Below are 25,310 nucleotides of genomic sequence, written 5' to 3'. Positions count from 1 at the left end.
GACCGCCCGTGACGCTCGACCAGCCGACCACCGAGCGACGGGCCCTCGTCACCGGCGCGACCGCCGGCATCGGCGCCGCCTTCGCGCGGCGGCTCGCCGCCGACGGCTGGCACCTGGTGCTCGTCGCCCGGGACACGGCCCGGCTGGCGGAGTTCGCCGCCGAGCTGACCGGCCGGCACGGCCACGAGGTCGAGACGATCTCGGCGGACCTGTCCACCGACGACGGTTGCGCGGCCGTGGAGCGGCGGTTCGCCGAGGGTTCGCCGATCGAGCTGCTGGTGAACAACGCGGGCATCAGCCTCAACACGCCGTTCCTGCGTTCGTCGGCCGAGGCGGAGGCCCGCCTGCTCCGGCTCAACGTGCACGCCGTGATGCGGCTGACCCTGGCCGCCCTGCGTCCGATGACCGAGCGGCGGCACGGGGCAGTGATAAATGTCTCTTCCGTTGCCGGATTCGGGGCGGTCATGCCCGGATCGACGTACTCGGCCAGCAAGGCGTGGGTCACCAACTTCAGCGAGTCGGTCGGGCTCTCCGCCCGCCCGTTCGGCGTACGCGTGATGGCGCTCTGCCCCGGCTACACCCGCACCGAGTTCCACGGTCGGGCCGGCATCGACATGTCGAAGACCCCGGAGTGGATGTGGCTGCGGGCCGAGGACGTCGTCGACGAAGGCCTGCGTGACCTGGGCAAAGGCAAGCTGGTCAGCGTGCCGGCGTGGAAGTACAAAGTGGCCGTTGCCGGCCTGCGGCACGCGCCCCGGCGGCTGCTCGAGGCCGTCTCCCGCGACACCCGCGGCCGGATCGGGCGCGACGCACGCTGACCGACCCGGGGCACGACGGGCCCCGCCGTGCCGGCGAGCAGTGGCTCAGCGTAGCGGGACATCGCCGTCCGTCTCATCGCCCGCAGGGTCGACACGGGTGGACCCGACACGCGGCTCACAGCGTCGAGCAGTACCCTCTATCGCCATGGGGGACCACGACGACCTGCGTAAATTCATTACCGACCTGGCTGTGGTCCATGGACGGGTGGTGCTGTCCTCGGGACGCGAAGCGGACTGGTACGTCGATCTGCGACGCGTCACGCTGCATCACGAGGCGGCCCCGTTGGTGGGCCGGGTGATGCGGGAGCTGACCGCCGACTGGGCGTACGACGCGGTGGGTGGGTTGACGCTCGGGGCCGACCCCATCGCGATGTCGATGCTGCACGCCGCCGCCGGCACCGACCGCCCCCTGGACGCCTTCGTCGTCCGCAAGACGGGCAAGGCGCACGGCCTCCAGCGTCGGATCGAGGGGCCCGATGTGACCGGGCGACGGGTGCTGGCGGTCGAGGACACCTCCACCACCGGTCAGAGCGTGTTGACCGCCGTCGAGGCGCTTCGCGAGGCCGGGGCCGACGTGGCGGGCGTGGCGGTTATTGTTGATCGAGGCGCCGGCGACGCGGTGCGAGCCGCCGGACTGCCGTACCGAGCGGCCTATACGTTGGCTGACCTCGGCCTTGTGGCGTAAAAGTCTGCCGATTCGGATCTGCTGATATGCAGGCGGATCGATGCTGCTGGTGGAAGGATGGAATACGTGGGAACTGCGTTGGCTGAAATGACCATGCCTCAGATCTCGCCGCTTGCCGGCGAGCCGATCGAACGTGCCGATGCCGAGCGGCTGGCCGGGGTCCTCAAGGCCCTCGCCGACCCTGCCCGGTTGCGGCTGCTCAGCCTGATCCAGTCGGCTCCGGAGGGGGAGGCGTGCGTGTGCGACCTGACCGCGCCCCTCGGCCTCTCGCAGCCGACGGTCAGCCACCACCTGCGTATCCTCACCGAGGCCGGCTTGCTGGAGCGGGAGAAGCGCGGGGTCTGGGCGTACTACCGGCTGGTGCCGAGCGCGATCGCGACCATCGCCGATCTGCTGACCCCGCCGCGCAAGCGCGCCACCAAGAAGGCGCGCTGACCCGTACCGCTCGTCCGGTGCCCTCCCCGACCAGGGATGGCGCCGGACGGCCGGCCGGGGCCGCCCGACGGCCGAAGCCGTCACCCTCAGTACCGCCCCGGTAGGCGCCCGCCCCGGGCCGTTGCCGGCCCGGCTCAGTGCTTGCCGTAGTGCTCCCGGGTCTCCCGGATCGCCTCCTCGGCGGCGGCCCGCTCCGCGGCGGTCGTGCCGCGCTTCGCCGCCATGCGCGCCCGCAGCAGCTCGACCACGATCGGCACCACCGAGATCGCGACGATCGCGATCAGGATCACCTCGATGTTCGCCTTGACGAACGGGATCTGGCCGAGGAAGTAGCCGAGGACCGTCACGCCGGTGCCCCAGAGGATGCCGCCGATCACGTTGTAGACGACGAACGTGCGGTAGTTCATCCGGCTGACGCCCGCGACGATCGGCGTGAACGTCCGCACGATCGGCACGAAGCGGGCCAGCACGATCGAGCGGGCGCCGTACTTCTCGAAGAAGTCGTGTGCCTTCAACAGGTTCTCCTGCTTGAACAGCTTCGAGTTCGGCCGGCGGAACAGCGCCGGGCCCACCTTGCGGCCGAACGCGTACCCCACCTGGTCGCCCGCGATGGCCGACAGGGTGATGAGCAGGCAGACCAGCCAGAGCGGCCAGGTGATGTACTGCCCGTCGGCCGTGAGCAGGCCCGCCGTGAACAGCAGCGAGTCACCGGGCAGGAAGAACCCGATCAGCAGGCCCGACTCGGCGAAGACGATCACCAGGATGCCGAGGAGGCCGAACGTCGAGATCAGCACCTCGGGATCGAGCCAGTCCGGGCCCAGGGCCAGGGTGGTGGTGGGCGTCGACACGAGGGTGACCTCCGAGGTCGGTCGGCTGGCGAACGGTCGTCACCGGCGGCGACGGACGTCCGTAGTCTAGGCGGCTGCCCGATCCGGCCGGTGGGCGACGTCACAGTGGCCCGGTGACCAGCTGACGCCGCGCCCGCCGGCGCCGGGCCGCATCCGCGTCAGCGCGGGGCCACCACCAGCGTCTGCAGCGCCTCGCCGACGGTGCCGTCGAGATCGGCGAGGCGGCTGGCCGCGACGCCGGAGCCGTGCGGACCGATCGTGGTCGCCGAGTCGAGCAGCAGCCACTCGCCGCGCGGCGGCCGGTGCAGCGTCACCGTGAGGTCCACGTTCACGAAGAGCCAGCCGGCCAGGTCCAGCCGGGCGCTCACCCCGCTGCCCGAGTCGGCCACCAGCAACGCGAGCTCGGCCGGGCGTACCGGCTCGCCGGGCACCAGCGGGATGCGGGGCCGCGCCCACACCCGGGCCGGGCCGGGCTCCGCGAACCCGCCGGAGACGACCCGCCACTGCATGCTCGACAGGTAGCCGTCGGTGTGGGCGGTCGCCCACAGCTCCGGATCGGCGCCGGAATCCGGGCCGGGCACCGCCGGGGCGTCGTCCGGAGTGGCCGGTGTCCGCTCGGCCGGCGCGATGATGCGCCAGCCACGGGCGTGCAGCACCTCCTGCCCACCGGCCTCGGCGACCCCCTCGACGAGGGTGATCCGGCGGCCGGCGCGCAGCGTCCGTACGCGCAGCGCCAGCTCCGCCACCGGCACCGGGCGCAGGATGTCCACCGTGACGCGGCTGAGCAGTTGCCCGTCGACCGGCTCGTGGGCGGAGAGGGCCCGGGCGAGCAGCGCCGACGGTGGGCCGGCGTGCTGGGCGGCCGGATCCCACGGGCCGGCCGTCGCCGCGGTGGCGCGGAACCGGCCCGCGCCGGCCGGCTCGTAGAACGCCTCGTACGTCATGGTCGGCGACCCTACCGGCCGCCGTGCCCGCTTGATCGACCCGGATGACCGGGCGGCCGGCCGTGCCGCCCCGACCGCGCGGAGGTCGAGGCGGCCTGCGCCTACAGGCGCGGGTCGACCGGCTCGGACTCGCAGGCGAGGATCGCGAACACCAGCTCGTGGCGACGCCACAGCGGCGCCCCGGCGACCAGCGCGTCCAGGGCGGCCAGCCCGAGGCCGTGCTCCCGCAGGGCGAGGCCACGCTTGCGGCCCAGGGACCGGCGACGCAGCAGGGCCAGCTGGTCCGGCTCGGTGTAGCCGGGACCGTAGATGATCCGCAGGTACTCCCGGCCCCGGCACTTGACGCCCGGCTGGAGCAGCGATCCCCGCGCCGACCGTGCCGCGAGCCCGGCGTACGGCTTGACGACCATGCCCTCGCCGCCGGCCGCCGTGAGCCCGAGCCACCAGTCGGTGGCCTCCGCCTCGGCCGCCGGGTCGGACAGGTCGACCACCCGACGGCGGGTCGGCGTCACGAACGCCGGGTCGGCGGCGTGGAGCCGGTCGGCCAGGTCGAGGTGCCAGCCGTGGTCCCGGTCCGGGTAGGCCGACTTCGCCCCGGCCAGCACCGCGAACGGTGCCAGGGTCACCCCGCGCAGGCCGTCGGTCGGCCCCACGTACGCCCGGTAGGCCGCCGAGTACGCGGCCACGTCGTCCCGGCGGCGGGCCGTCCGGTCCCGCAGCTCGCCCAGGTCGATCCCCCGGGCGGTGGCGGCGTCCAGCGCGGCCAGCGCCGCGGGCAGGGCCGCCCGGCCGGCGGCGCCGACACTCGCGTACTGCTCGCGGATCAGCCCGCCCGCCTTCGCCGACCAGGGCAGCAGCTCACAGTCGAGCAGCAGCCAGTCGGTGTCCAGCTCGGCCCAGAGCCCGGCGACGCCCACCGCCGTCCGGACCCGGGCGAGCAGCTCGTCGTCCAGCGGCGACCCGAAGAACGGCCGGCCGGTCCGCGTGTACACCGCGCCGCCGCCGAACGGGCCGAGCGACGGCTCCCGGTCGACCAGGACGACCGCCCGCGAGCCCATGTGCTTCTCCTCGCAGACCACCCGGTCCACGCCCGCCGCGCGGTAGTCGGCGAACGCCTCGGCCGGGTGCTCCAGGAAGCCGTCCACGGTCGACGTCGAACACGGCGCCATCGTGGGCGGCAGCCACACCAGCCGGTGCGGGTCCACGGCGAAGCGGCTCATCACCTCCAGCGCCGCGGCGGCGTTCTCCGCCGGCACGGTCAGCGACCCGTACGGGTGCTCGACGTGCCGCCGGCCGGTCACGTCGGTCAGCTCCAGCACCTCGTCGGGACGGGCCGGCGCGGCGGTCAGCGGGCGGACCGGCGCGTACCACTCCCGCTCCGCCGGCACCGAGACCAGCTCCCGCTCGGGGTAGCGCAGCGCCGTGAGCCGGCCGCCGAACACGCAGCCGGTGTCGATGCAGATCGTGTTGTTGACCCACTCCGGCTCCGGCGTGGGCGTGTGCCCGTACACGACCGTCGCGGACCCCCGGTACTCCCGTGCCCACGGGTAGCGCACCGGCAGCCCGTACTCGTCGGTCTCGCCGGTGGTCTCCCCGAACAGGGCGAACGCGCGGACCCGGCCGGACGCGCGGCCCTGGTACTCCTCCTTCAGCCCGGCGTGCGCCACCACCAGCCGGCCGCCGTCCAGCACGTAGTGGCTGACCAGGCCGTCGACGAACGCCGCCACCTCGGCCGCGAACGTCTCCGGCTCAGCGGCGAGCTGCGCCATCGTCTCCGCCAGGCCGTGGGTGAGCCGCACGTCCCGGCCGCGCAGCTTGCGCAGCAGCTTCTGCTCGTGGTTGCCGGGCACGCAGAGCGCATGTCCGGCCGCGACCATGCCCATCGCCAGGCGGAGCACGCCGGGCGAGTCCGGGCCGCGGTCCACCAGGTCACCGACGAAGACCGCGGTACGCCCCGACGGGTGCGTCGCGTCCACCGGCCGGCCGGCGTCGTCCCGCACCAGATCCCAGCCGAGCCGGACCAGCAGCGCCTCCAGCTCGGCCCGGCAGCCGTGCACGTCGCCGACGATGTCGAACGGCCCGGCCAGCTCCCGGCGGTCGTTGAAGAGCTTCTCGTAGCGGATCTGCGCGGCCTCGATCTCCTCGACCCCGCGCAGCACGTGCACCTTCCGGAAGCCCTCACGCGCGAGCTGCCCGTACGTGCGCCGCAGGTCCCGCTGCATCCGGGCCAGCACCGGCCGCCCGAAGGTGCGGTCGGCCCGCGACTCCGTACGTTCCCACGCCAGGGCCTCGGGCACCTCCAGCACGATCGCGACCGGCAGCACGTCGTGCTCGCGGGCCACCCGGACCAGGGCGGCCCGCGCGTGCGGCTGGAGGTTCGTCGCGTCGACCACGGTGAGCCGCCCGGCCCGCAGCCGCCTGCCGGCGACGTAGTGCAGTACGTCGAACGCGTCGGCGGACGCCGACTGGTCGTTCTCGTCGTCGGCGACCATTCCCCGGAAGGCGTCGGACGAGAGCACCTGCGTCGGCGCGAAGTGCCGGCGGGCGAAGGTGGACTTGCCCGAGCCGGAGACGCCGACCAGCGCGACCAGGGCCAGCTCGGGAATGTCGAGGACGGTCATCGGTCGGCCTCCGTCCGGGTGAACACGGCGAGTTGGGTCGGTGCGCCCACCTCGGGGTCGTCGTCGCCGACCCCCCGCAGGACGACGGTGTAGCCGTACGTGGAACCGACGCGGGCGGCCCAGCCGGCGAACTCGGCGCGGGTCCACTCGAACCGGTGGTCGGCGTGCCGGAGGCGTCCGGCGGGGAGACCCTCGTAGCGCACGTTGTGCTCCACGTTCGGGGTGGTCACCACGACCGTGTGCGGTCGGGCGTGGCCGAACACGGTGTCCTCCAGCGCGGGCAGCCGGGGCGGGTCCACGTGCTCGACGACCTCCATCAGCACCGCCGCGTCGTACCCGCGCAGCCGGTCGTCCCGGTAGGTCAGCGCGGACTGCCAGAGCCGGATCCGGTCGCGCTGCCGCTCCGGCAGCCGCTCCAGCCGCAGCCGCCGCGCGGCGACGGCCAGCGCCCGGGTGGCGACGTCGGTGCCGACGATCTCGGTGAACCGTCGGTCGCCCACCAGCGCCGCGAGCAGCGCCCCGCCGCCGCAGCCCAGGTCCAGCACGCGGCTCGCACCGGCCTCGGCGAGCGCCGCGAGCACGGCCTCCCGCCGGCGTACGGCGAGCGACGGCCGGACCGGTCCGGCCTCCTCGGTGGTCTCGTCCACGGTGTCGGCGTCGGCGGCCGGCTCGTCGGCGAGCCGCTCCTCGGCCAGCCGGGCCAGCGCCAGCCCGGCCAGCGCCCGCCGGTGCGCCAGGTAACGGCGGCTGATCATCGCCCGTTCGGGGTGGTCGGCCAGCCAGCCCGCGCCCGCCCGGAGCAGCTTGTCCACCTCGTCCGGAGCCACCCAGTAGTGCTTCGCGTCGTCCAGGACCGGCAGCAGCACGTACAGGTGGTTGAGGGCGTCGGCCACCCGCAGCGTGCCGGTCAGCGTGAGGTCCACGTACCGGCTGTCGCCCCACTCGGGGTGCGTCTCGTCGAGGGGGACCGGGGTGGCGGTAACCGTCCAGCCGAGCGGGCCGAACATCCGCGCCGCGACGTCCACGCCGCCCCGGCACCGCAGCACCGGCACGCGGACCTCCAGCGGGATCGGCGTACGCGCCAGCTCCGGCCGGTCCCGGGACTCGCCGCGCAGCGCCGAGCGGAACACCCGGGACAGGGCGGAGGAGAGCAGGCTGGACGCCGCGTACGGCCGGTCGTTGACGTACCGCCCGAGGGTGAAGGTGTCGGGGGGTGCCGCCGCCTGCCGGCCCTTGCCACGCGGGCCGGCGAGGCGCAGCGGGTCGACGTCGAGCAGCAGGGCGGCGGTGCAGCGGTCCTCGCCGGCCTCCGGGTAGAACACGTGCGCGGTGCCGACGGGCACGTCGAAGGAGTGCGCCCGGTCGGGGTGCTTCACCAGCAGGTGACCGAGGTCGGTCGCCGGACGGTGGGTGGTGGAGAGGGTGAGCAGCACGCCGACCATGGTGTCAGTCTCGTCGATCTTGTGTCGTCCCGTTTTGCCCTGCCGTCGGGCCTGGATCGCGCCCGTAACGGACGGTGCCCCGCCGACCGGACAGGTCGGCGGGGCACCGGGTGGTGGGAGGTGTCAGGCCACGAAGCGCGTCTTGCGACGGCGGGTCACCACGTAGCCGGCGGCGCCGGCGATGAGCAGCAGGCCGCCGATGACGGTCACCAGGGTGGTCGAGTCACCGGTGATCGGCAGGGTCGGGTCGTCCCCGTCGCCGCCACCCGCGCCGCCACCGGCCGCGTTGACCAGGATCTTCGCGGTGTCGTTGGCCGGGTTCAGGTCCTTGATCTCGAGCTCTTCGTGGCCGGTGCGCAGCTTCACCTCGCCGGTCTGGCTGCCGGCCTTGTCGATGCGCACCTCGAACGCGAACTCGGCCTTCTCGCCCTTGCGGAGGACACCGTTCAGGAAGCACTGGTAGACGGCGGCACCGGGCTTGCCCGGCTCCACCTCGTCGTTGTCGACGTCCCAGCAGGTCTCCGGGGCGCTCACGGCGGTGACGCCCTTCGGCAGCGTGACATAGGTCGTGACCCACATCCCCTCGGCGGCACCGGTGCCGACCGCCGCCGGGCCGTTGTTGACGTAGCCGACCTTCATCGGGGCGGTGCTGCCGACCTCGCCGTTGACGGTGGCGCCGACCGCCGCCACGTCGGCCTTCTGGTCGCCGGTCACCTGGAGCTCGATCCAGGTCTCGTTGTTGTACGGGTCGACGTCGGTCTGCGGCGTACGCTGCGCGCCGGCGGCGGACTCGAGCTTCAGCTCACCCTCGGTGCCCTTCTGGCCGAACTCGACGCCCAGATCCGCCTGCGACAGGAACTCCTCCCAGTCGGCCGGGGTGAACCAGATCGCGGAGCCGAAATCGGTGTTCGGCGCCCAGTTGTCCGCCGGCACGGTGAACCCGAAGCTGGAGTCGAGCCGGACGGTCGCGTTCTCGGCGATGGTGGTGTCGAACGTGCAGGCGAAGGCGTGGAAGTCGAACTCGCCGCTGGTGTACTCGCAGTTCTCGTACCGCTTGGAGGGGGTCAGGCCGTACGAGCCGAAGACCAGCAGGACCGCACCGTTGGCAGCCTTCTGCCCCCGGTTCTCCACCTGGAGCGGGGCCTTGACGGTGGTGCCGGGAGCGCCCTTCAGGGCCAGAGACTCCGAAGCGGCCAGGTCCACGCCCTCACCGATGGTGACGGTCGAGCTGAAGGTGCCCGAGCCGCCCTCGGTGTCGGTGACGGTGAACTCCAGCGCACCCTCCTGGCCCGCCTCGGCGCCGTCCTTCGCGCGCACCATCAGGTCGACGATGTTCAGGAACGAGCCGTCGTCGTCCTGGTCCACGACCTTGCAGGTCAGAATCGCGCCGGACTCGGTGCAGTCGTCCTCCATGAAGGGCTGCACGTCGGCGAAGGCCGCAACCTTGCTCCGGTCGACCTTGACCGTGAAATCGCCCAGCCGCTCGGTCGTGAGGCCGAAGAGGCTGACCCACTTCTCGGTCCCGCCGGGAGCGAGGATCACGTTGTTGGCGTAGAGGTCCAGGTCGTCGGCCGGAGCCGCCGAGGCTGGGATTGCGGAGGCGGCCACGAGCGCGCCTGCGACGCCGATCCCGGCGAGCCAGCGCCGGGCGGAGTGCTTGAGCATGGGGGTTCCTTCGATGGGGGTCGCCAGAGGTGGTGGCCAGCGGATCTTAAGGAGCCCTTAAGCGTGTTCGCTGCCCCCGACGCTCCCCGAGCGGCAACATCGACCAAACGGCTGATCATCTCCGCCGCAACGGCCGGGTCCGCCGTCACGCGAGGTGAGCGCATCGACCGCCCTGGTGCTGTGCCGGTCCCCGTCCGTTGAACGGATCCGGCCGGCGCCGCATCCCGTGTCCGGGGGCGGCACCGGCCGGTCTGTCCGGTCGAGCGTCAGCGGTAGTCGTCCTCGTCGGCGGCGACGACCCGGGCCTGCTCCATGGCGTCCCAGTCGGCGACCTCCAGGCCGCGGTGCGGCTCGACGTCGACCTCGCTGGGACCGACGACCGTGGCCTGCTCCACCGCGTCGGCCGGCTCCGCCTCCAGGTCCCGCTCCTCCGGAGCGAGGTGGTCGCTCGGGGCGAAGTCCTCGTCGGGCTGACCCATCGTCCCTCCCTGGATCTCGTGCGGACAGCTACCCCACACACCGTACGGGTTGACCACCGTCCCCGCTCGGAGCCGGGACGAACGAGGAAACCGGAATGGTGCCCCCGCCCGGTGCGCCGGTGCCACGATGGTGGCATGGGCTTCCTGATCCGGCTGGCGATCACCGCGGTCGCGCTGTGGATCACGACGCTCATCGTGCCCGGGGTGGAGGTGAGCGGCCGGTCCGGCGCGAACACCGCCCTCACCCTGATCGTGGTGGCACTGATCTTCGGTGTGGTCAACGCCGTGCTCAAGCCGCTGATCAAGGTGGTGGGGTGCGTCTTCTACCTGCTCACCCTCGGGCTGTTCGCGCTGGTGGTCAACGCCCTGCTCTTCCTGCTCACCGACTGGATCGCCGGCGTGCTGGACCTGCCGTTCCAGGTGGACGGTTTCTGGGCGGCCTTCTGGGGTGCGATCGTGATGGCCGTCGTGACCTGGCTGATCAGCGTCGTCGTGCCGGACAGCCTGGAAGGGTGATGACCGCGGGCGCCGGGTCGGTTGTGCCGGCCGCCACCTTCTACGGGATACTGCCGGCGGTGGACAGCGCGGTCCGGCGCACCCAAGGACAACAGCGGCCGGTGACGGCCGAGAGCGGTAAGTAAGGAGCGTTCGACATGCCCATCGCTTCCCCCGAGGCCTACGCGGAGATGCTGGACCGGGCCAAGGCAGGCCGGTTCGCGTACCCCGCGATCAACGTGACCTCCTCGCAGACCCTCAACGCGGCGCTGAAGGGCTTCGCCGACGCGGAGAGCGACGGCATCATCCAGGTCTCCACCGGCGGCGCCGAGTACCTGTCCGGCCCGTCCGTGAAGGACATGGTCACCGGCGCGACCGCCTTCGCCCTGTACGCCCGCGAGGTGGCGAAGAACTACCCGGTCAACATCGCGCTGCACACCGACCACTGCCCGAAGGACAAGCTGGACAAGTTCGTCCGGCCGCTGATGGGCATCTCCCAGGAGCGCGTCAAGAACGGCCAGGAGCCGCTGTTCCAGTCGCACATGTGGGACGGCTCGGCGGTGCCGGTCGCGGAGAACCTGGAGATCGCCGAGCAGCTGCTCACCGAGGCCGCCAAGGGCAAGATCGTCCTCGAGATCGAGGTCGGCGTCGTCGGCGGCGAGGAGGACGGCGTCGAGAACGCCATCAACGAGAAGCTGTACACCACCGTCGAGGACGGCCTGGCCATGGTCGACGCGCTCGGCCTGGGCGAGAAGGGCCGCTACATGGCGGCGCTGACCTTCGGCAACGTGCACGGCGTCTACAAGCCGGGCAACGTCAAGCTCCGCCCTGAGGTGCTCCACGACATCCAGGTGGCCGTCGGCGGCAAGTACGGCAAGGACAAGCCGCTCAGCCTGGTCTTCCACGGCGGCTCCGGCTCGCTGCTGTCGGAGATCCGGGAGGCGCTGGACTACGGCGTGGTGAAGATGAACATCGACACCGACACCCAGTACTGCTTCACCCGTCCCGTCGCGGACCACATGTTCCGCAACTACGACGGGGTCCTCAAGGTCGACGGCGAGGTCGGCAACAAGAAGATGTACGACCCGCGGGTCTGGGGCAAGGCCGCCGAGGCCGGCATGGCCGCCCGGGTGGTCGAGGCCTGCGAGGCCCTGCGCTCCACCGGCACCAGGATGAAGTGACGCGCTGACCCGTACGGCGGCCGGCTCCTTGCGGGGAGCCGGCCGCTCGCGTCTTCAGGCCCCGGTGAGCAGGCGTACGGCCACCCGGACGTCGTCGGTCACGTGGATGGTGGGTGAGAGGTCCCCGAACGGGGACGCGGCGAGCAGCGGTCGCAGCAGCGACTCCACCGGCAGCTCGCGGGTCCAGTACGCGCGGTCCAGGAACACGTACGCGCCGCTCGCCCCGTCGGTGCCGTAGTAGGTCTTCGTCGCCGCCTGGAACACCTCCTGCACGGTGCCGGCCCGGCCGGGCGCGAACACGATCCCGCCCCGGGCCAGCCGCAGGATCGTGTCCTCCCGGATGGCGTTCGAGAAGTACTTGGCGATCCGCCCGGCGAACAGGTTCGCCGGCTCGTGCCCGTACAGCCAGGTCGGGATGGCGAGCCCGCCGCCGCGCGCCCAGTCCACGTCGCCGGCCGTGAGGGCGGCCGAGTCGGCGCGGGACCGACTGGCCGCGTCGCCGGTGCCCGCCGGCGGCGGGAGCGCCGCACCGAACAACTCCCGGACCCGCAGCGCCGCCGCCGTGTACCGGTCGTGGTCGGTGAAGTCGGGTGCCCCGGCCAGCAGATCGATCGCCTCGTCCAGGTCGGCGGCCGGCCGCAGCGCCAGGTACGCACCCAGGTTCGCCGCCTCCATCACACCGGGCCCGCCGCCGGTGACCACCAGCCGGTCGGCCCGGGCCAGCTCGCGACCCAGCACGGCCGCCATCCGGTACGGCGTGCTGCCCCGCGGCACCGCGTGCCCACCCATGATGCCGACCACCGACTGCGGGCCGTGCGTGGCCAGCCAGGCGCGGGTGGCGTCGGCGAGGGCGTTGTCCACACCGTGGTCGTGCAGCCGCTGACCGAGCGCCTCCCGGACGTCCGGCAGCGCACCGCCGTGGGTGCGGAAATGCGCGTACACGCGGGTGTCGTACATGCCCTCGAAGCCGCCGTCGGCGAAACCGGCGGCCAGGTCCTCCGGGGTGTACAGGTGCGACGGCTGCGTGGGGTACGGCAGCCCGGAGAAGGGCGGCACCACGTTCGCGCCGCGCCGGATCAGGTCGGCACCGACCTCCCGGGAGGCGAACCGGCAGCCGACGAAGAGCGTGCCGGCGACGGCCACGCCGCGGAGGTCGGGAGGGTCGAGATCGAGCCGGAGCCCCTGCACGGTCAGCCCGGCGAGGCTGCCGGTGGCCAGCCGCCGGTCGAACTCGGTGCGGGTCTCGACCTCGTCGGCGCAGATGTGCGGCTCGATGACGTCCGCGGGTGGTGGGGTCGGCACCGGATCATCCTGCCCGGTCCCGGCAACCCGCCAAACCACCCGCGGGCCGGGCGGAACCGGCCCCCATGGGCAGGAGCCCGGTGGCGCGGCCACCGGGCTCCTGCGAAACCGGGTCCTGGGGAGGCTCCGGACCATTAGTTGTAGTGGAAAACATCCCGCTCCGGCATGGGCCGCAGGCGTGACCAACTCCTCACCCGTTCAGCCGACCGGGTCCGCCAACCCTCTCGCGTGTCGCGTTGCGAAGCGGGTTGAATGGGACGATGCAGAACCTGTTGCCGGAGCCACCGGCCACCCTCCTACCCGCGCACGACGAGGCCGACGCTGCCCTGGCCGCCGCCGAGGAGACCGGCAGCGACGAGGCGTTCGCCGAGGTGGCGGCGCGCTTCCCGACCTTCAGCGCGGCCTGGGCCGCGCTGGCGGCCCGCGCCTTCGCGGCGGGCCAGGTCATTCCGGCGTACGCGTACGCCCGCACCGGCTACCACCGGGGCCTCGACCAGCTGCGCCGCAGCGGCTGGAAGGGGCACGGCCCGGTGCCGTGGTCGCACGAGCCGAACCGGGGCTTCCTGCGCTGCCTCTACGTGCTGTCCCGGGCCGCCGACGCGATCGGCGAGGCGGACGAGGCGGCCCGCTGCGCCCAGTTCCTCCGCGACTGCGACCCGGCTGCGGCGGACGCCCTGGCCAGCAACTGACCGCACCACCGAGGGCCGGCCGGGTGCGTGGCCGGCCCTCGTCGTGGGTCAGAGGCCCTCGGCGACCGCTGCGGCGATCTTGAGCCAGGCGTCGCGGGTGGCGGCGGAGAGCGCCCCGTACCGGATCGGCTCGCCGGTGTCGATGAGCCGCTCGTACGGGGCCAGCAGCACCGCCCGGGTCCGCGCCGAGAAGTGCTCCTGGATGGCCGGCAGGTCGATCTCCTTGCGCGACGGCGGCATCGAGACCACCGTCACCGCCTGCCGGACCAGCCGCTGCCGCCCGCTCTGCTCCAGGTGGTCGAGCATCCGGGCGGCCGTCTCGGCCGAGTCGTTCCGCGCCGACATGGTGACCACCAACTGGTCGGTGGCGTCCATCGCGGCCTGCCAGTTCTGGGCCCGGACGTTGTTGCCGGTGTCCACGAAGATCAGCTTGTAGAAGCGGCTGACCACCTCGCGGATCTCGGCGAACGCGGCGGCGGTGAGCATCTCGCCGCCGGTGGCCGACTCGTCCGAGGCGAGGACGTCGAACATCCCCTCACCCTGCGACCGCACGTACTGGGACAGGTCGCCGACCCGCCCGTGCGAGCCGTGGAACTGCCCCAGGTCGCGCAGCAGGTCCCGGACGGTACGGGCGTGGAAGTCCTGCTGGGCGCGCATGCCCAGGGTGCCCTGGGTCTCGTTGTTGTCCCAGGCCAGCACGTAACCGCCGCGCTTCTGGCCGAACGTCATGGCGAGCAGCAGGATGGCGACGGTCTTGCCGGCGCCGCCCTTCGGGTTGACCACGGTCACCTGCCGCAGCCCGCCGAAGTTGCGGCGGACCATCTCGATGTCCCGCCGCAGTTCCTGCTCGTGCCGGCCGGGCGGCAGGCGCAGCCCGATGCGGTTGGCCACCGCCCGGACGCCCATCGTGGCCACCGGGTCCGCGGGGCGCACCTGCCGGCGCCGGGCGAAGTCCTCGGCCGTCGGCGGGGCACCCACCTCGGGGCTCCACCCCGCCTGGGGGGCCGCTTCCGGTGTCGGGTACTGCCCGGGCTGCGCCACCGGGCTCTGCTGCCAGGGCGGCGGATACCAGCCGGGCTGGGGCGGGAACGGGCCGGGCGGCGGTGGCACGGCAGCCGCCTCGCCGGGGGCGCCCGACTCGGGCGGGGTCGCGGCCGGGACGGCCTCGGTCGGCGGCGCCCACGCGGGGGCGGGCGGGGCGGTTTCGTTGCCCCAGGCGGCGGCGGGCGTACCCGCCTCGGCCGGCGGTGCGCCGGTGGTGTCGTCGCCCCACGCCGCGGACGGCGTGCCCGCCTCGGCGGGCTGCGCGCCGGTTTCGGTGCCCCACGCCGCGGACGGCGTGCCCGCCTCGGCCGGCGGCGTCCAGGCGGGTTCCGGCGGGGTCCCCCCGGCGTCCGGGCGGGTCGGCTGGGCGGGCGATGCCGTGCCCGGATGGCCGGGTGGCTCGGTCGGCCCGGGTCGCTGCGGGGGCTGGGCCCACGGAGACTCGCCGGCCCGGCCGGCGGGAGTGCCGCCGGGCGCGGTGTGGTCCCCGCCGGCGTGCCGGGTCGCCGACGTCCCGCCCCGCGCTCCGGCGTAGCTCTCCGTGGCCTGCGGGGCCGCCGATCCCTCGCCCCGCGCTTCGGCGTAGCCCTCGCCGGCGTGCCCCGCCCTCGATGTCTCCCCTCGCGCCCCGGCGGTGCCCGGAGCGCCGGTGCCCGGGCCGGCGGGACCGGCCGCGTCGAGGCTGAACGGCAGGTCGAGGTCGACGCCGGCGGGCTGACCGGGTCGGGGTGCCGGCACCGCCGCCACGCCGGCGGCCGGTGGCGGGCCGGCGTGGCCCGCGCCCGCGCCGCCGGACGCCGTACCGGTGTGTGGGGCGGGGTGCGGGAAGGCCGAGCCGCCGCTCACCGGCGCGGTTGCGGCGTCCGGTCCAGGGAGGTTGCCCCCGGCCGTCGCCGGATGGGTGCCGTGGGCCGGACCGGGCGGCGGTGGGGGCAGCGGGGTCTGGCCGCCCCACCGGGCCGGATCGCCGGGTTGGGCCGGAGCACCTCCGGGTGCCCACCCGGACGGGGAAGTTCCGCCGGGCGCCCAGCCGGACGGGGCGTCGGCGGGTGCCCACCCGGACGAGGCGCCACCGTCGGGCGACGCGCCGGTGCGGTCGTCGGTCGGGTCCGGGCTCCACGGACGGGCGGCTCCGGGCGGGCCGATCATCGCCCAGCCACCCGGGACCGGCGCCCCGCCGCTCACCGCCGGCCCGGCGGACGCGGGTGGCTGGCCGGGGACGCCCGGTGGCGCCCAGGACGGCGCTCCCTCTGCCTGGGCTGCGGGCCACAATGGTTCGATGTCCCGCTCGGGCACCGGCTGCTGGCCGGGCGCGTACGACCGGTCGGCGTTCTCGTCCACCACGAGTCCTCCCCATTCCTCCTGCCGAGGATAGGCCCCCGGGGCCGGCCGGGTCGGATCGCCGGGACCGGTCAGGCCGACCACACCGCCCAGGCGCCCGGCTCGGTCCACCAGGACCGCTTGCGGCTCAACGTGCCCTCGGCGCCGTCGTCGACGAACGGGACGGAGCCCTCGCGGGGCACCACGGCCACCGCCCGCCCACGGGCGCGGCGGACCTCGAGTCGTACCCGCTTGCGACCCCACCGCGACCGGACGACCACCGGGACGGCCACCGCGACCTCGACCAGGCCGTCGGTCGGGTCCGGGGTCGCGAGCAGCGCCACGTCGTCCAGCCGGGCGTACCCACCGGCGTTGCCGATCGCGCAGGCCAGCAGCGGTTCGTCGCCCGCGGTGAGGATCGTGTCGTCGACCTCCACCCGGCCCCGCCAGTGCAGCGGCCGGCCGCCCTCGTCGGCCGCGCCGAGCAGCGCGCCGTCGAGCGTCACCGAGCCGCCGTCGTTGCGCAGCAGGTCCAGCCGTCGGGGTGCGCCGTCCAGCACCGCGGCGGCGACCGCCGCCGGGTCACGGGGCAACCCGAGCTGCGCCGCCAGGTCCCGGTGCGCGCCGCTGCGGGCCGGATCGAGCGGGAGTACGCCGACCGGCGGCAGGTCCGGCACGGTCCGGTTGGCGGCCAGGTCCTCCGGGCGGCGGCTCGGCGGTGGGGCGTACCGCCGGACCAGCCGGCGCACCACGGCGCGCAACTGTGCGTCACTGGCTGTGGCGACGACGAGGCGGGTCTTGGAGTCGGGGTCGGGCCAGGCGAGACCGTCCGGCCGGGGTGGGCCGTCGAGGCGGGCGAGCACCTCGTCGATCTCCGCGTCCGAGCGGGCGGTCACCGTCTCCACCCGCGCGCCGCGCGCGGTCAGCGCGTCCGCGCAGGCCAGCACCGGTACGCGCGGCGTCTCGCAGCGTTCCTCGGCCGGCTTGGCGGCCGCCTCGCCCGCGCCACCGCAGCAGCCGTCGCCGCTGCCGCAGCCGCCGGGGGCGTCCCGCTCCGAGCCGAGGGTGAGCAGCACCACGTCGTACACGGGTTGGAGCCTCCTGACTCTCGGCGCAACCCCTGCCGGTCGCGCCGTCACTACTTGTTAGCCTGACACCCCGGGCTCGCTGACCGGTCGCCACCTGGCACCCGAGCCTTCTGGAGGCTGAGAAGATGCCAGCGATCGTGCTCCTCGGTGCCCAGTGGGGCGACGAGGGCAAGGGCAAGGTTACCGACCTGCTGGGTGAGCGGGTCGACTACGTCGTGCGCTACTCCGGCGGCAACAACGCCGGTCACACGGTGATCACGCCGGACGGGCAGAAGTACGCGCTGCACCTGATGCCGTCGGGCGCCCTCTCGCCGAGCGCGAGGATCGTCATCGGCAACGGCGTGGTGGTCGACCCGAAGGTGCTGCTCACCGAGATCGACGGGCTCGCCGAGCGCGGCGTGGACGTCTCCCGGCTGCGCATCTCGGGCGACGCGCACCTGATCATGCCGCACCACCGGGCGCTGGACCGCGTCGTCGAGCGCTACCTCGGTTCGTCCCGGATCGGCACCACCGGCCGGGGCATCGGGCCCGCGTACGGCGACAAGGTCGCCCGCATGGGCATCCGCGTGCAGGACCTGCTCGACCCGGGCATCCTCCGCAAGAAGCTGGAACTCGCCCTGCGCGAGAAGAACCAGATCCTGTTCAAGGTCTACAACCGCAAGGCGATCGACGTCGACGCGACCGTCGAGGAGTACCTGGAGTACGCCGAGCGGCTCACGCCGTACATCGCGGAGACCCGGGCGATGCTCTGGGACGCGCTGGACCGCGGCGAGACCGTGCTGCTCGAGGGCGCCCAGGCGACCATGCTCGACATGGACCACGGCACGTACCCGTTCGTGACCTCGTCGAACCCGACGGCCGGCGGGGCGTGCGTCGGCGCGGGCATCCCGCCGACCGCCATCACCAAGGTCATCGCGGTGAGCAAGGCGTACACCACCCGGGTCGGCTCCGGGCCGTTCCCGACCGAGCTGTTCGACGACAACGGCCAGCACCTGCGCAAGATCGGCCACGAGTACGGCACGACCACCGGCCGCGAGCGCCGGTGCGGCTGGTTCGACGCCGTCGTCGCCCGGTACGCGTGCCGCCTCAACGGCGTCACCGACCTGGTGGTGACCAAGCTGGACGTGCTGACCGGGTTGCCGAAGGTGCCGATCTGCGTCGGGTACGAGATCAACGGCCGGCGGGTCGACGACATGCCGATGACGCAGACCGACTTCCACCACGCAACCCCGGTGTACGAGGAACTCGACGGCTGGTGGGAAGACATCACCAAGGCCAGAACCGAGGACGAACTCCCGGAGAACGCGAGGCGCTACATCGCCCGCATCGAAGAACTCTGCGGCACCCAGGTCAGCGTCGTCGGCGTAGGCCCAGGCCGCGAGGAAAACGTACTCCGCCACCCCCTCCTCCCCTAACCCACCCCACCCCCACCCCACCCCCCCCGGGCCCGGGTCACCCGCGTTGATCATGGAGTTAGCGGGTTGGTTGATCTCTAAATCACCCGCTAACTCCATGATCAACCAGGGCACGGCGTGGGTTGTCCACAGGAGGGTCGGGGTTATCCACAGGGTCTCGCGGTCGGAGTGAATGTGGTCCAACGTCATGTTCCGTGGATCGTGACGAGGTGCTGGGCAGGATTCTGGGGCTGCAGGACGGGTTGATCACCCGGGCGCAGGCGCTGCGGATCGGATTCAGCCGGAACGAGATCGACTGGCTGGCCGGGGCTGGTCGGTGGCGACCGGTTGCGCGTGCGGTCTACCTCGTCGGCCATGATCCTCAGGGCGAGGTGTCTCGGCGATGTGCGATCCGCGCCGCGTTGCTGTCGCTCGGGCCGCACGCCCACGCCGTGCTGGGAACGGCCGCAGAGCTGCACGGCATCGCCGGCCTGCCGCAGAGCAGCGAGATGCATGTCGCCGTGCCCGGGCGCTGTGGCCGGCCGCAGCCGGCCGATCCGCCGAACGTGGTGTTGCACCAGTTCGAGCGTTCGTCTGGTCAGCTGGTGCGAATCGACGGCCTTCCGGCGACGACGCCGCTCGTCACCGTGGCCGAGGTGATCCTTCGGGTCGCTCGATATCCGGCAGTCTCGGTGCTCGACTCAGCGCTGAATCGAGGGCTTGTCGCCGACGATGACCTGCTCGTCATCCCTCGCCTCATCCGGGGTCGGCGGGGAGCGGTCGCAGCACGGAGCTACCTGGCGGAGGCGGACGGGCGGGCCCAGTCCCCGCTGGAGACAAGGGCGAGACTGCGCTGCGTCGACGGCCGGGTGCCGCCCGATGTCCTGCAATTGGAGGTCCGCGACGACGACGGCTACCTGCTCGGCGTCGGCGACCTGGGCTGGCGCGCCTCCCGGGTGATCGCCGAAGCGGACGGCAGGGGCCCGCACGGCACCCCGGACGCGATCTTTGCCGACCGCCGCCGGCAGAACCGCCTGGTCAACGCCGGCTGGACGATCCTCCGCTTCACCTGGCAGGACACCCTCGACCCGGCCTACATCCCCTGGACCGTCCGCAACGCGATCGCCGCCGCCCGCGCACGTCGATCATGACGTCAGCGGGTGAGTCGATCTCCAGATCACCCGCTGACGTCATGATCAACGGGGGCGGGGTGGGGGGTCGGTAGGATCGGGCGCGTGCGGGTTCTTCTTCTTGGTGGTGGGGGGCGGGAGCATGCGCTCGCGCTCGGGCTCGCCGCCGATCCGGCCATTCAGACGCTGATCGCGGCTCCCGGGAATCCGGGCATCGCCGCGCTCGCCGACATCAGGGACGTGGTTGCGGCCGATCCGGGGGCGGTGGCGGCGTTGGCCGTGGAGACCGGCGTCGACCTGGTGGTCGTCGGGCCGGAGGCGCCGCTGGTCGCGGGAGTCGCTGACGCCGTACGCGCCAAGGGCATCCCTGTCTTCGGCCCGTCCGCCGAGGCCGCCCGGCTGGAGGGCTCGAAGACGTTCGCCAAGGACGTGATGACCGCCGCCGGGGTGCCGACCGCCCGCGCGTACACCTGCACGGACGCCGACAGCGTCGCCGCCGCCCTGGACGCGTTCGGCGCGCCGTACGTCGTCAAGAACGACGGCCTCGCCGCCGGTAAGGGCGTCGTCGTCACCGACGACCGCGCCAGCGCCGAGGAGCACGCGCGCGAGTGCGGCCGGGTGGTGATCGAGGAGTACCTGGCCGGCCCAGAGGTGTCGCTCTTCGTCGTCACCGACGGCGAGGCGGCCGTTCCGCTGCTGCCGGCGCAGGACTTCAAGCGGGTCGGCGACGGCGACACCGGCCCGAACACCGGCGGCATGGGGGCGTACGCGCCGCTGCCCTGGGCCCCGCCCGGCCTGGTCGACGAGGTGATGCGTGACGTCGTCCACCCCACGCTGGCGGAGATGCGCCGCCGGGGCACCCCGTTCGCCGGCCTGCTCTACGTCGGCCTGGCGATCACGGCGGCCGGCCCGCGGGTGATCGAGTTCAACGCCCGCTTCGGCGACCCGGAGACGCAGGTGGTCCTCGCGCTGTTGGAGACGCCGCTGGCCGGGCTGCTGCACGCCGCGGCCACCGGCACGCTGGCGGATCACCCGCCGCTGCGATGGCGGGACGGCGCCGCCGTCACCGTCGTGGTCGCCGCCGAGGGCTACCCGGCGACGCCACGCGCCGGCGACGTGATCACCGGCGCCGACCGCCCGGGCGTCATCCACGCCGGCACTCGTCGCGACGCCGACGGCACCCTGCGCTCCGCCGGAGGCCGGGTTCTCTGCGGTACGGCCACCGGCTCCGACCTGGCCGCCGCGCGGGACGCCGCCTACGAGCTGGTACGCGGCATCGAGCTGGCCGGCTCGCACCATCGCACCGACATCGCCGTCGCCGCCGTCGAGGGCCGGATCACCATTCCGGCCTGACGCCCGCCGCCGGTGGCGCCTTCCGAGAAAGTCGCCCGCCCCGGGCAACCCGGACCCTCGTCGCCTCCGTTTGAGTCGTGAGGCGAGGAGGTGACGGGGTTGCCCGTCGACATCGAGGGTTACCGCGAGTACGTCGGTGCCCGGCTGGAGCCGCTGCGCCGCACGGCGTACCTGCTCTGCGGTGATTGGCACACCGCCGACGATCTGGCGTCGACGGCCCTGGTCAAGTTGCTGCGGCACTGGCGGCGGGTGTCTGTCATGGACAGCCCGGACGCGTGGCTCCGGCGTACCCTCCTGCGGGTCTGGCTGGACGAGCGCCGCCGACCGTGGCGGCGCGAGGCCGCCTGGGCGCAGGTTCCGGACGCCGCCGTCCGGTCGGGCAGCGACGGCACCGCGGACCGGCTGACCCTCCTCGCCCTGCTGGCCGAGCTGCCGCCGCGTCGCCGCGCGGTGCTCGTGCTGCGGTACTTCTGCGACCTTTCGGTCGAGGAGACCGCCCGCGAGCTGGGTTGCACCGCCGGCACCGTGAAGAGCCAGACGGCCCGGGCGATCGACGCGCTGCGTGAACGGCTCCGAGCGCCGGGCCCAGCGGAGGAGGCGAGAAGCCGTGGATGAACTCTCCCAACGGATGCGTGCGGCCGTTGGCACGGCACCGCCGACCCGGATCGACGTGGAGGATCTGATCAGCGCCGACGCGCGGCGACGCCGGCACCGGGCGTGGACGGTCGCCGGCACCGGGGCGGCCGCCGCCGTCGCTGCCGTCCTGGCGGTGCCGGCGATGCTCGTCGGTCCCGCCGGAACGCCGGCCGCCGGCCCGCCACCCGCTGCGTCGGCGTCGGCCGTCGGCACGCCGCTGTGCGACTCGGTGACCCCGAAGGCCAGCGGCCCGCAGCCGCCGCTGCAGTCGCACGACACGGTCCGTCCCCGTCCGACGGAGACACCGGCGGAGGGGGTCGGCCGCCTGTCCGCCGCGCTTCGGGAGGTGGTGGCGTCCCAGCTGCCGGACGGCGTCTCGGTCGAGTCGGTGCAGCCGCGGTGCAGCGCGCCCCAGTTCCGGTACCACCCGAGCTACCGGGAGTACGAGGCGGGCGGCGAGCTGCGGCAGGGAGAGTCAGCCGGATGGTTCATGGTGCGGGTCGCTCCGCGACCGGCCAGGGACGAGGCGACGTGCGAGTTCGCGCCGGACTCGCGTAACTGCAACCGGGTGGTCCATTCCGACGGGTCGGTTTCGGTGTTCAGTCGCATGCCGCTCGGTGATGGCTTGATCCAGCTGTCGGTGTCGGTGTTCCGTCCGGACGGCACGCTGGTGTCCGTTGTGACCAGCAACGGTCGGATCAAGCCGGCCGGCAACGGCACCGCTACGACGGTCACCGCCAGGGAACCGTTGCTGACCGGCGAACAGATGATCGCCATCGGCCGGGCGCCGGGGCTGACGCTCTACCCCTGACCGGGTGGGTCGCGATGGGCCGAGGGTGTCCACTGCTCGCCCAGCGGGACGGGCCCCTCGGTCCGCCACGTCGTCCCGCCGGGCGGGGCGGGCGGGTATCGGGGTGGCTCGTCCAGCGCCCGCAGCACTGGCAGCGGTGCGGCGGCCACGGCCGCCACGAGCAGCGCGCCGGCCAGCACCAGGAACGCCGTCCGTAGGCCGAGCCACTCCACCAGCGGGCCGGCGAGCAGGTAGCCGGCCGGGCCGGCGGCGTACGCGAAGGAGGTCATCACCCCGACCACCCGGCCGCGCAGGTGTTCCGGGGTGCGGGTCTGCATCGCGTAGTTGGCGAGGGGGTTCACCGGCCCGTACGCGAGGCCGACGAGCGCGGCGGCGGCGAGCAGCACCGGGTACGCCGGCAGGAACGCGAGCCCGAGTAGGGCCACGCCGGTGATCACGAGCGCGACGGCGATGAGCGTCCGGCGGTGTACCAGCCGCCCGGCGGCGCCGGAGCCGAGGGCGCCCACGACCGACCCGGCGCTCATGGCCATCAGGACCGTGCCGAGCCGGGCGGGCTCCCCCTGAGCGACGAACCAGGCGGGCAGGAGTACGCCCTCGACCGGCAGGTAGAGCGCGACCAGCACCATCGTGATCAGGGCGATGGTGCGGAGCAGCGGGTCCCGCCAGACGAAACGCAGGCCCTCCGTGGTGCCGCGCCACACGCCGCTCGGTGGACGTTCGGGCCGACCGGCGCCGGGCAGCCGGACGGCGGCGATCAGCACGACGGAGAGCGCGAAGCCGGCGGCGGTGACCCAGAACGTCGCGCTCGGGCCGACGGTGGCGATGAGCAGGCCGCCGATGCCGGGGCCGACCAGGAAGGCGACGCCGAAGACCGCCTCGTGCACGCCGTTGGCCCGTTCGATCCGCCACCCGGCGGCCTGCGCCGCGGCGGGCAGCAGCGTCTCCCGCGCGGTGAGGCCGGCCGGGTCGAAGACCGCGCCGAGCACGGCCAGCGCGACGATCCAGCCGAGGTTCAGTCCGAGCAGGACGTCGACGAGCGGGATCGCGGCGACGGAGACCGCCGAGAGCGCGTCGGAGACCAGTGCGGTCCGCCGGCGCCCCAGCAGGTCGACCACCGTGCCGGAGACGAGGCTGGACAGCAGCAGCGGGAGGCCGCTCGCCGCCGCGACGACGCCCGCCGCCGTGGCGCTGCCGGTGCGTTCCAGCACCAGCCACGGCAGCGCCACGATGGCCACCCCGTTGCCGGTGGCCGAAAGCAGGGTCGCCGCCTCGACCAGCAGCAACGGCGTACGGCGGCGACGCCCGGCGGGGATCATGATGACCGAGCGTAGAGGGCGGTCATTCGTAGTAGCGGCGCAGTTCGCGGGTGAGCACCTTTCCGGTGGCGTTGCGCGGCAGGTACTTCACGAAGACGACGTCCCGGGGGACCGAGAAGCGGGCCAGGTAGTGCCGCACGTACTCGCGGACCGCGTCCGGGTCGAGCGTCTCGCCGGGGTGCAGGGCGAGGAACGCGGCGAGCCGCTGCCCGTATTCGGTGTCCGGCACGCCGATCACGGCCGCTTCGCGGATCTGGGGTAGCTGCGCGAGCAGGTGCTCCACCTCGGACGGGAAGACGTTCTCGCCACCGGAGACGATCATGTCGTCGGCGCGGCCGTCGACGAAGAGCAGGCCGTCGGTGTTCATCCGGCCCAGGTCACCGGTGTCGACCAGGCCGTCGTGGCGTTCCCGGTCCGCCCCGGAGGTGTAGCCCTCGAAGAGCATCTCGTTGCCGACGAAGATCCGGCCGACCCGGCCGCGCGGTACCGGCTCGCCGGCCTCGTCGAGGATGGCCACGCGGGTGCCGTGCGGGGGCCGGCCGGCGGTGGTGGGGGCGGCGCGCAGTTCGGCCGGGCCGGCGATGGACGCCCAGGAGACCTCGGTGGAGCCGTACAGGTTGTGGAGGACGTCGCCGTACGTGTCCATGAAGGCGGTGGCGAGGCCGCCGGGCAGCGCGGACCCGCTGACCGCGACGACCTTCAGCCGGGGTTTCGGGTCCGGCGGCGGCACCTCCATCAGTCGCTGCACCATGACGGGTACGGCGAAGAGCGCGTCGCACCGGTGCGTCACGAGGGCGGCGAGCGTGGCGGCCGGGTCGAAGCGGCGGTGCAGGACGATCGTGGCGCGCAGCGCGAAGCACACCTGGAGGGCGGCGAAGCCCCAGGTGTGGAAGATCGGGGCGGCGATCAGCACCCGGTCCCGGACGTGCAGCGGGATGCGGTCGATGATGGCGACCAGCGGGCCGAAGCCGTTCGGTGTGGGCCGCCGCGCGCCCTTCGGCGCGCCGGTGGTGCCCGAGGTGAGGACGATGATCCGGCCGTCGCGTTCGGGCGGGGTCAGCGAGCCGGGCAGGGCGTCGACGGTCAACTTCTCGCGGGCCCGCTCGTCGAGGCGGGGAAGTTCGTCGGGGAGGCCGAGGAGCCGCTCGGCGAACTCGTCGTCGTGCACCAGTGCCCGCAGCCGCTGCTCCTCGGCGACGGTCGCGAGTTGCGCCGCCGAGAGCCCGGTGTTCACCAGGACGGCGTCGACCCCGAGCAGGGTGGCGGCGACGATCGTCTCGATCAGGCCGTGGTGGTTGCGGCAGAGCACCCCGATCCGCTCCCCGGCGTGGAGGCCGTACGCCGCGCGCAGCGCCCGGGCCAGCGCCTCGGACCGGTCGAGCAGCTCGGCGTACGTCAACTCCGCGCCCTGCTCGTCGACCAGCGCGGTGCGGCCCGGATCCCGGGCGGCGGCCTGGCGCAGCTCGCCGGCGAGGCTCCAGCCCCACCGGCGCAGGGAGTTGAGCTGGGCGGCGACCCGGATCGGCCGGCCGGGGGTGAGCAGTCCGCGGCGGGTCAGGGTGGCGACGACGAACGGCAGGTCCATGCCACTGGCCTCCTTCGGCGGTACGCGAA

22 protein-coding genes are annotated in these 25,310 nt (G+C 73.6%); 11 read left to right on the top strand and 11 right to left on the bottom strand.

The features are described from left to right. The first annotated feature begins 8 nt into the window (after positions 1-8). The 3 genes from ACN26Y_RS06865 to ACN26Y_RS06855 all read left to right on the top strand — a co-directional run bounded on the left by ACN26Y_RS06865 (position 9) and on the right by ACN26Y_RS06855 (position 1,938). Entirely contained in the window at positions 9-818 is an 810-nt protein-coding gene (locus ACN26Y_RS06865) for an SDR family NAD(P)-dependent oxidoreductase (RefSeq protein ID WP_155329470.1), read from the top strand. Positions 819-963: 145 nt separating this feature from the next. Further along, positions 964-1,503 (top strand): orotate phosphoribosyltransferase, encoded by a 540-nt coding sequence (pyrE, locus tag ACN26Y_RS06860; protein ID WP_155329469.1) that lies wholly within the window; start codon positions 964-966, stop codon positions 1,501-1,503. Between the two features lie 57 nt (positions 1,504-1,560). Next, complete coding sequence (locus tag ACN26Y_RS06855; RefSeq protein ID WP_007454255.1) at positions 1,561-1,938, top strand: ArsR/SmtB family transcription factor; 378 nt, start codon at positions 1,561-1,563, stop codon at positions 1,936-1,938. A 134-nt stretch (positions 1,939-2,072) separates the two neighbouring features. Here the strand turns inward: ACN26Y_RS06855 and ACN26Y_RS06850 are convergent, their stop codons facing one another. From ACN26Y_RS06850 to ACN26Y_RS06825, 6 genes are all read right to left on the bottom strand, one after another. After that, a complete protein-coding gene (locus tag ACN26Y_RS06850; RefSeq protein ID WP_155329468.1) occupies positions 2,073-2,786 on the bottom strand; it encodes a DedA family protein in 714 nt (237 codons plus the stop codon). A gap of 158 nt (positions 2,787-2,944) precedes the next feature. After that, entirely contained in the window at positions 2,945-3,730 is a 786-nt protein-coding gene (locus ACN26Y_RS06845; RefSeq protein WP_422734489.1) for a thioesterase family protein, read from the bottom strand. Between the two features lie 101 nt (positions 3,731-3,831). Then, positions 3,832-6,351 carry a polynucleotide kinase-phosphatase gene (locus ACN26Y_RS06840; protein ID WP_422734488.1) on the bottom strand — a complete coding sequence of 840 codons (2,520 nt, stop codon included), beginning with the start codon at positions 6,349-6,351 and terminating at the stop codon, positions 3,832-3,834. Continuing rightward, positions 6,348-7,784: a 3' terminal RNA ribose 2'-O-methyltransferase Hen1 gene (locus ACN26Y_RS06835; protein ID WP_155333965.1), complete on the bottom strand. Its 1,437-nt coding sequence runs from the start codon at positions 7,782-7,784 to the stop codon at positions 6,348-6,350. Before ACN26Y_RS06835 ends, ACN26Y_RS06840 begins: the two co-directional genes overlap by 4 nt. 132 nt (positions 7,785-7,916) lie before the next feature. After that, positions 7,917-8,159 (bottom strand): LPXTG cell wall anchor domain-containing protein, encoded by a 243-nt coding sequence (locus ACN26Y_RS06830; protein ID WP_370463348.1) that lies wholly within the window; start codon positions 8,157-8,159, stop codon positions 7,917-7,919. A 1,565-nt stretch (positions 8,160-9,724) separates the two neighbouring features. Next, entirely contained in the window at positions 9,725-9,937 is a 213-nt protein-coding gene (locus tag ACN26Y_RS06825) for a hypothetical protein (RefSeq protein WP_155329464.1), read from the bottom strand. A gap of 135 nt (positions 9,938-10,072) precedes the next feature. On the opposite strand from ACN26Y_RS06825, the gene ACN26Y_RS06820 reads away from it, so the two are divergent. Beyond that, positions 10,073-10,453, top strand: coding sequence for a phage holin family protein (locus tag ACN26Y_RS06820; RefSeq protein ID WP_155329463.1), 381 nt, complete (start codon positions 10,073-10,075; stop codon positions 10,451-10,453). A gap of 137 nt (positions 10,454-10,590) precedes the next feature. Continuing rightward, positions 10,591-11,613 (top strand): class II fructose-bisphosphate aldolase, encoded by a 1,023-nt coding sequence (gene fbaA / locus ACN26Y_RS06815; RefSeq protein ID WP_155329462.1) that lies wholly within the window; start codon positions 10,591-10,593, stop codon positions 11,611-11,613. A 54-nt stretch (positions 11,614-11,667) separates the two neighbouring features. On the opposite strand, the gene ACN26Y_RS06810 is transcribed toward fbaA, so the two are convergent. Further along, positions 11,668-12,915, bottom strand: coding sequence for an LOG family protein (locus ACN26Y_RS06810; protein WP_422734487.1), 1,248 nt, complete (start codon positions 12,913-12,915; stop codon positions 11,668-11,670). A 260-nt stretch (positions 12,916-13,175) separates the two neighbouring features. Here ACN26Y_RS06810 and ACN26Y_RS06805 point away from each other — a divergent pair, with 260 nt between their 5' ends. Then, a complete protein-coding gene (locus tag ACN26Y_RS06805) occupies positions 13,176-13,604 on the top strand; it encodes a DUF3151 domain-containing protein (protein WP_155329460.1) in 429 nt (142 codons plus the stop codon). A gap of 48 nt (positions 13,605-13,652) precedes the next feature. On the opposite strand, the gene ACN26Y_RS06800 is transcribed toward ACN26Y_RS06805, so the two are convergent. Together ACN26Y_RS06800 and ACN26Y_RS06795 are read right to left on the bottom strand one after the other, a co-directional pair. Further along, on the bottom strand, positions 13,653-15,989 hold the full coding sequence (locus tag ACN26Y_RS06800; protein WP_422734907.1) for a chromosome partitioning protein: 2,337 nt from the start codon (positions 15,987-15,989) through the stop codon (positions 13,653-13,655). Between the two features lie 71 nt (positions 15,990-16,060). After that, positions 16,061-17,056 (bottom strand): hypothetical protein, encoded by a 996-nt coding sequence (locus tag ACN26Y_RS06795; RefSeq protein ID WP_422734486.1) that lies wholly within the window; start codon positions 17,054-17,056, stop codon positions 16,061-16,063. A 125-nt stretch (positions 17,057-17,181) separates the two neighbouring features. Here ACN26Y_RS06795 and ACN26Y_RS06790 point away from each other — a divergent pair, with 125 nt between their 5' ends. The 5 genes from ACN26Y_RS06790 (at position 17,182) to ACN26Y_RS06770 (ending at position 22,380) form a co-directional block, all read left to right on the top strand. After that, entirely contained in the window at positions 17,182-18,471 is a 1,290-nt protein-coding gene (locus ACN26Y_RS06790) for an adenylosuccinate synthase (RefSeq protein ID WP_155329458.1), read from the top strand. Positions 18,472-18,665: 194 nt separating this feature from the next. Then, positions 18,666-19,601 (top strand): hypothetical protein, encoded by a 936-nt coding sequence (locus ACN26Y_RS06785; protein WP_155329457.1) that lies wholly within the window; start codon positions 18,666-18,668, stop codon positions 19,599-19,601. An 84-nt stretch (positions 19,602-19,685) separates the two neighbouring features. After that, complete coding sequence (gene purD / locus ACN26Y_RS06780) at positions 19,686-20,933, top strand: phosphoribosylamine--glycine ligase (RefSeq protein ID WP_422734485.1); 1,248 nt, start codon at positions 19,686-19,688, stop codon at positions 20,931-20,933. 99 nt (positions 20,934-21,032) lie between these two features. Beyond that, positions 21,033-21,548: a SigE family RNA polymerase sigma factor gene (locus ACN26Y_RS06775; RefSeq protein WP_155333963.1), complete on the top strand. Its 516-nt coding sequence runs from the start codon at positions 21,033-21,035 to the stop codon at positions 21,546-21,548. Positions 21,549-21,561: 13 nt separating this feature from the next. Continuing rightward, positions 21,562-22,380, top strand: coding sequence for a hypothetical protein (locus ACN26Y_RS06770; protein ID WP_155329455.1), 819 nt, complete (start codon positions 21,562-21,564; stop codon positions 22,378-22,380). Here the strand turns inward: ACN26Y_RS06770 and ACN26Y_RS06765 are convergent. Next, positions 22,371-23,696 carry an MFS transporter gene (locus ACN26Y_RS06765; RefSeq protein WP_422734484.1) on the bottom strand — a complete coding sequence of 442 codons (1,326 nt, stop codon included), beginning with the start codon at positions 23,694-23,696 and terminating at the stop codon, positions 22,371-22,373. The genes ACN26Y_RS06770 and ACN26Y_RS06765 overlap by 10 nt on opposite strands. Before the next feature lie 22 nt (positions 23,697-23,718). Further along, entirely contained in the window at positions 23,719-25,281 is a 1,563-nt protein-coding gene (locus tag ACN26Y_RS06760; protein ID WP_155329453.1) for an AMP-binding protein, read from the bottom strand. Positions 25,282-25,310 lie beyond the last annotated feature (29 nt).

This window comes from Micromonospora sp. WMMD558 (assembly GCF_049315255.1).
GTDB lineage: Bacteria > Actinomycetota > Actinomycetes > Mycobacteriales > Micromonosporaceae > Micromonospora.
The sequence above is the reverse complement of the archived record's forward strand: the minus strand, read 5'-3'. Positions and strand labels throughout refer to the sequence as shown.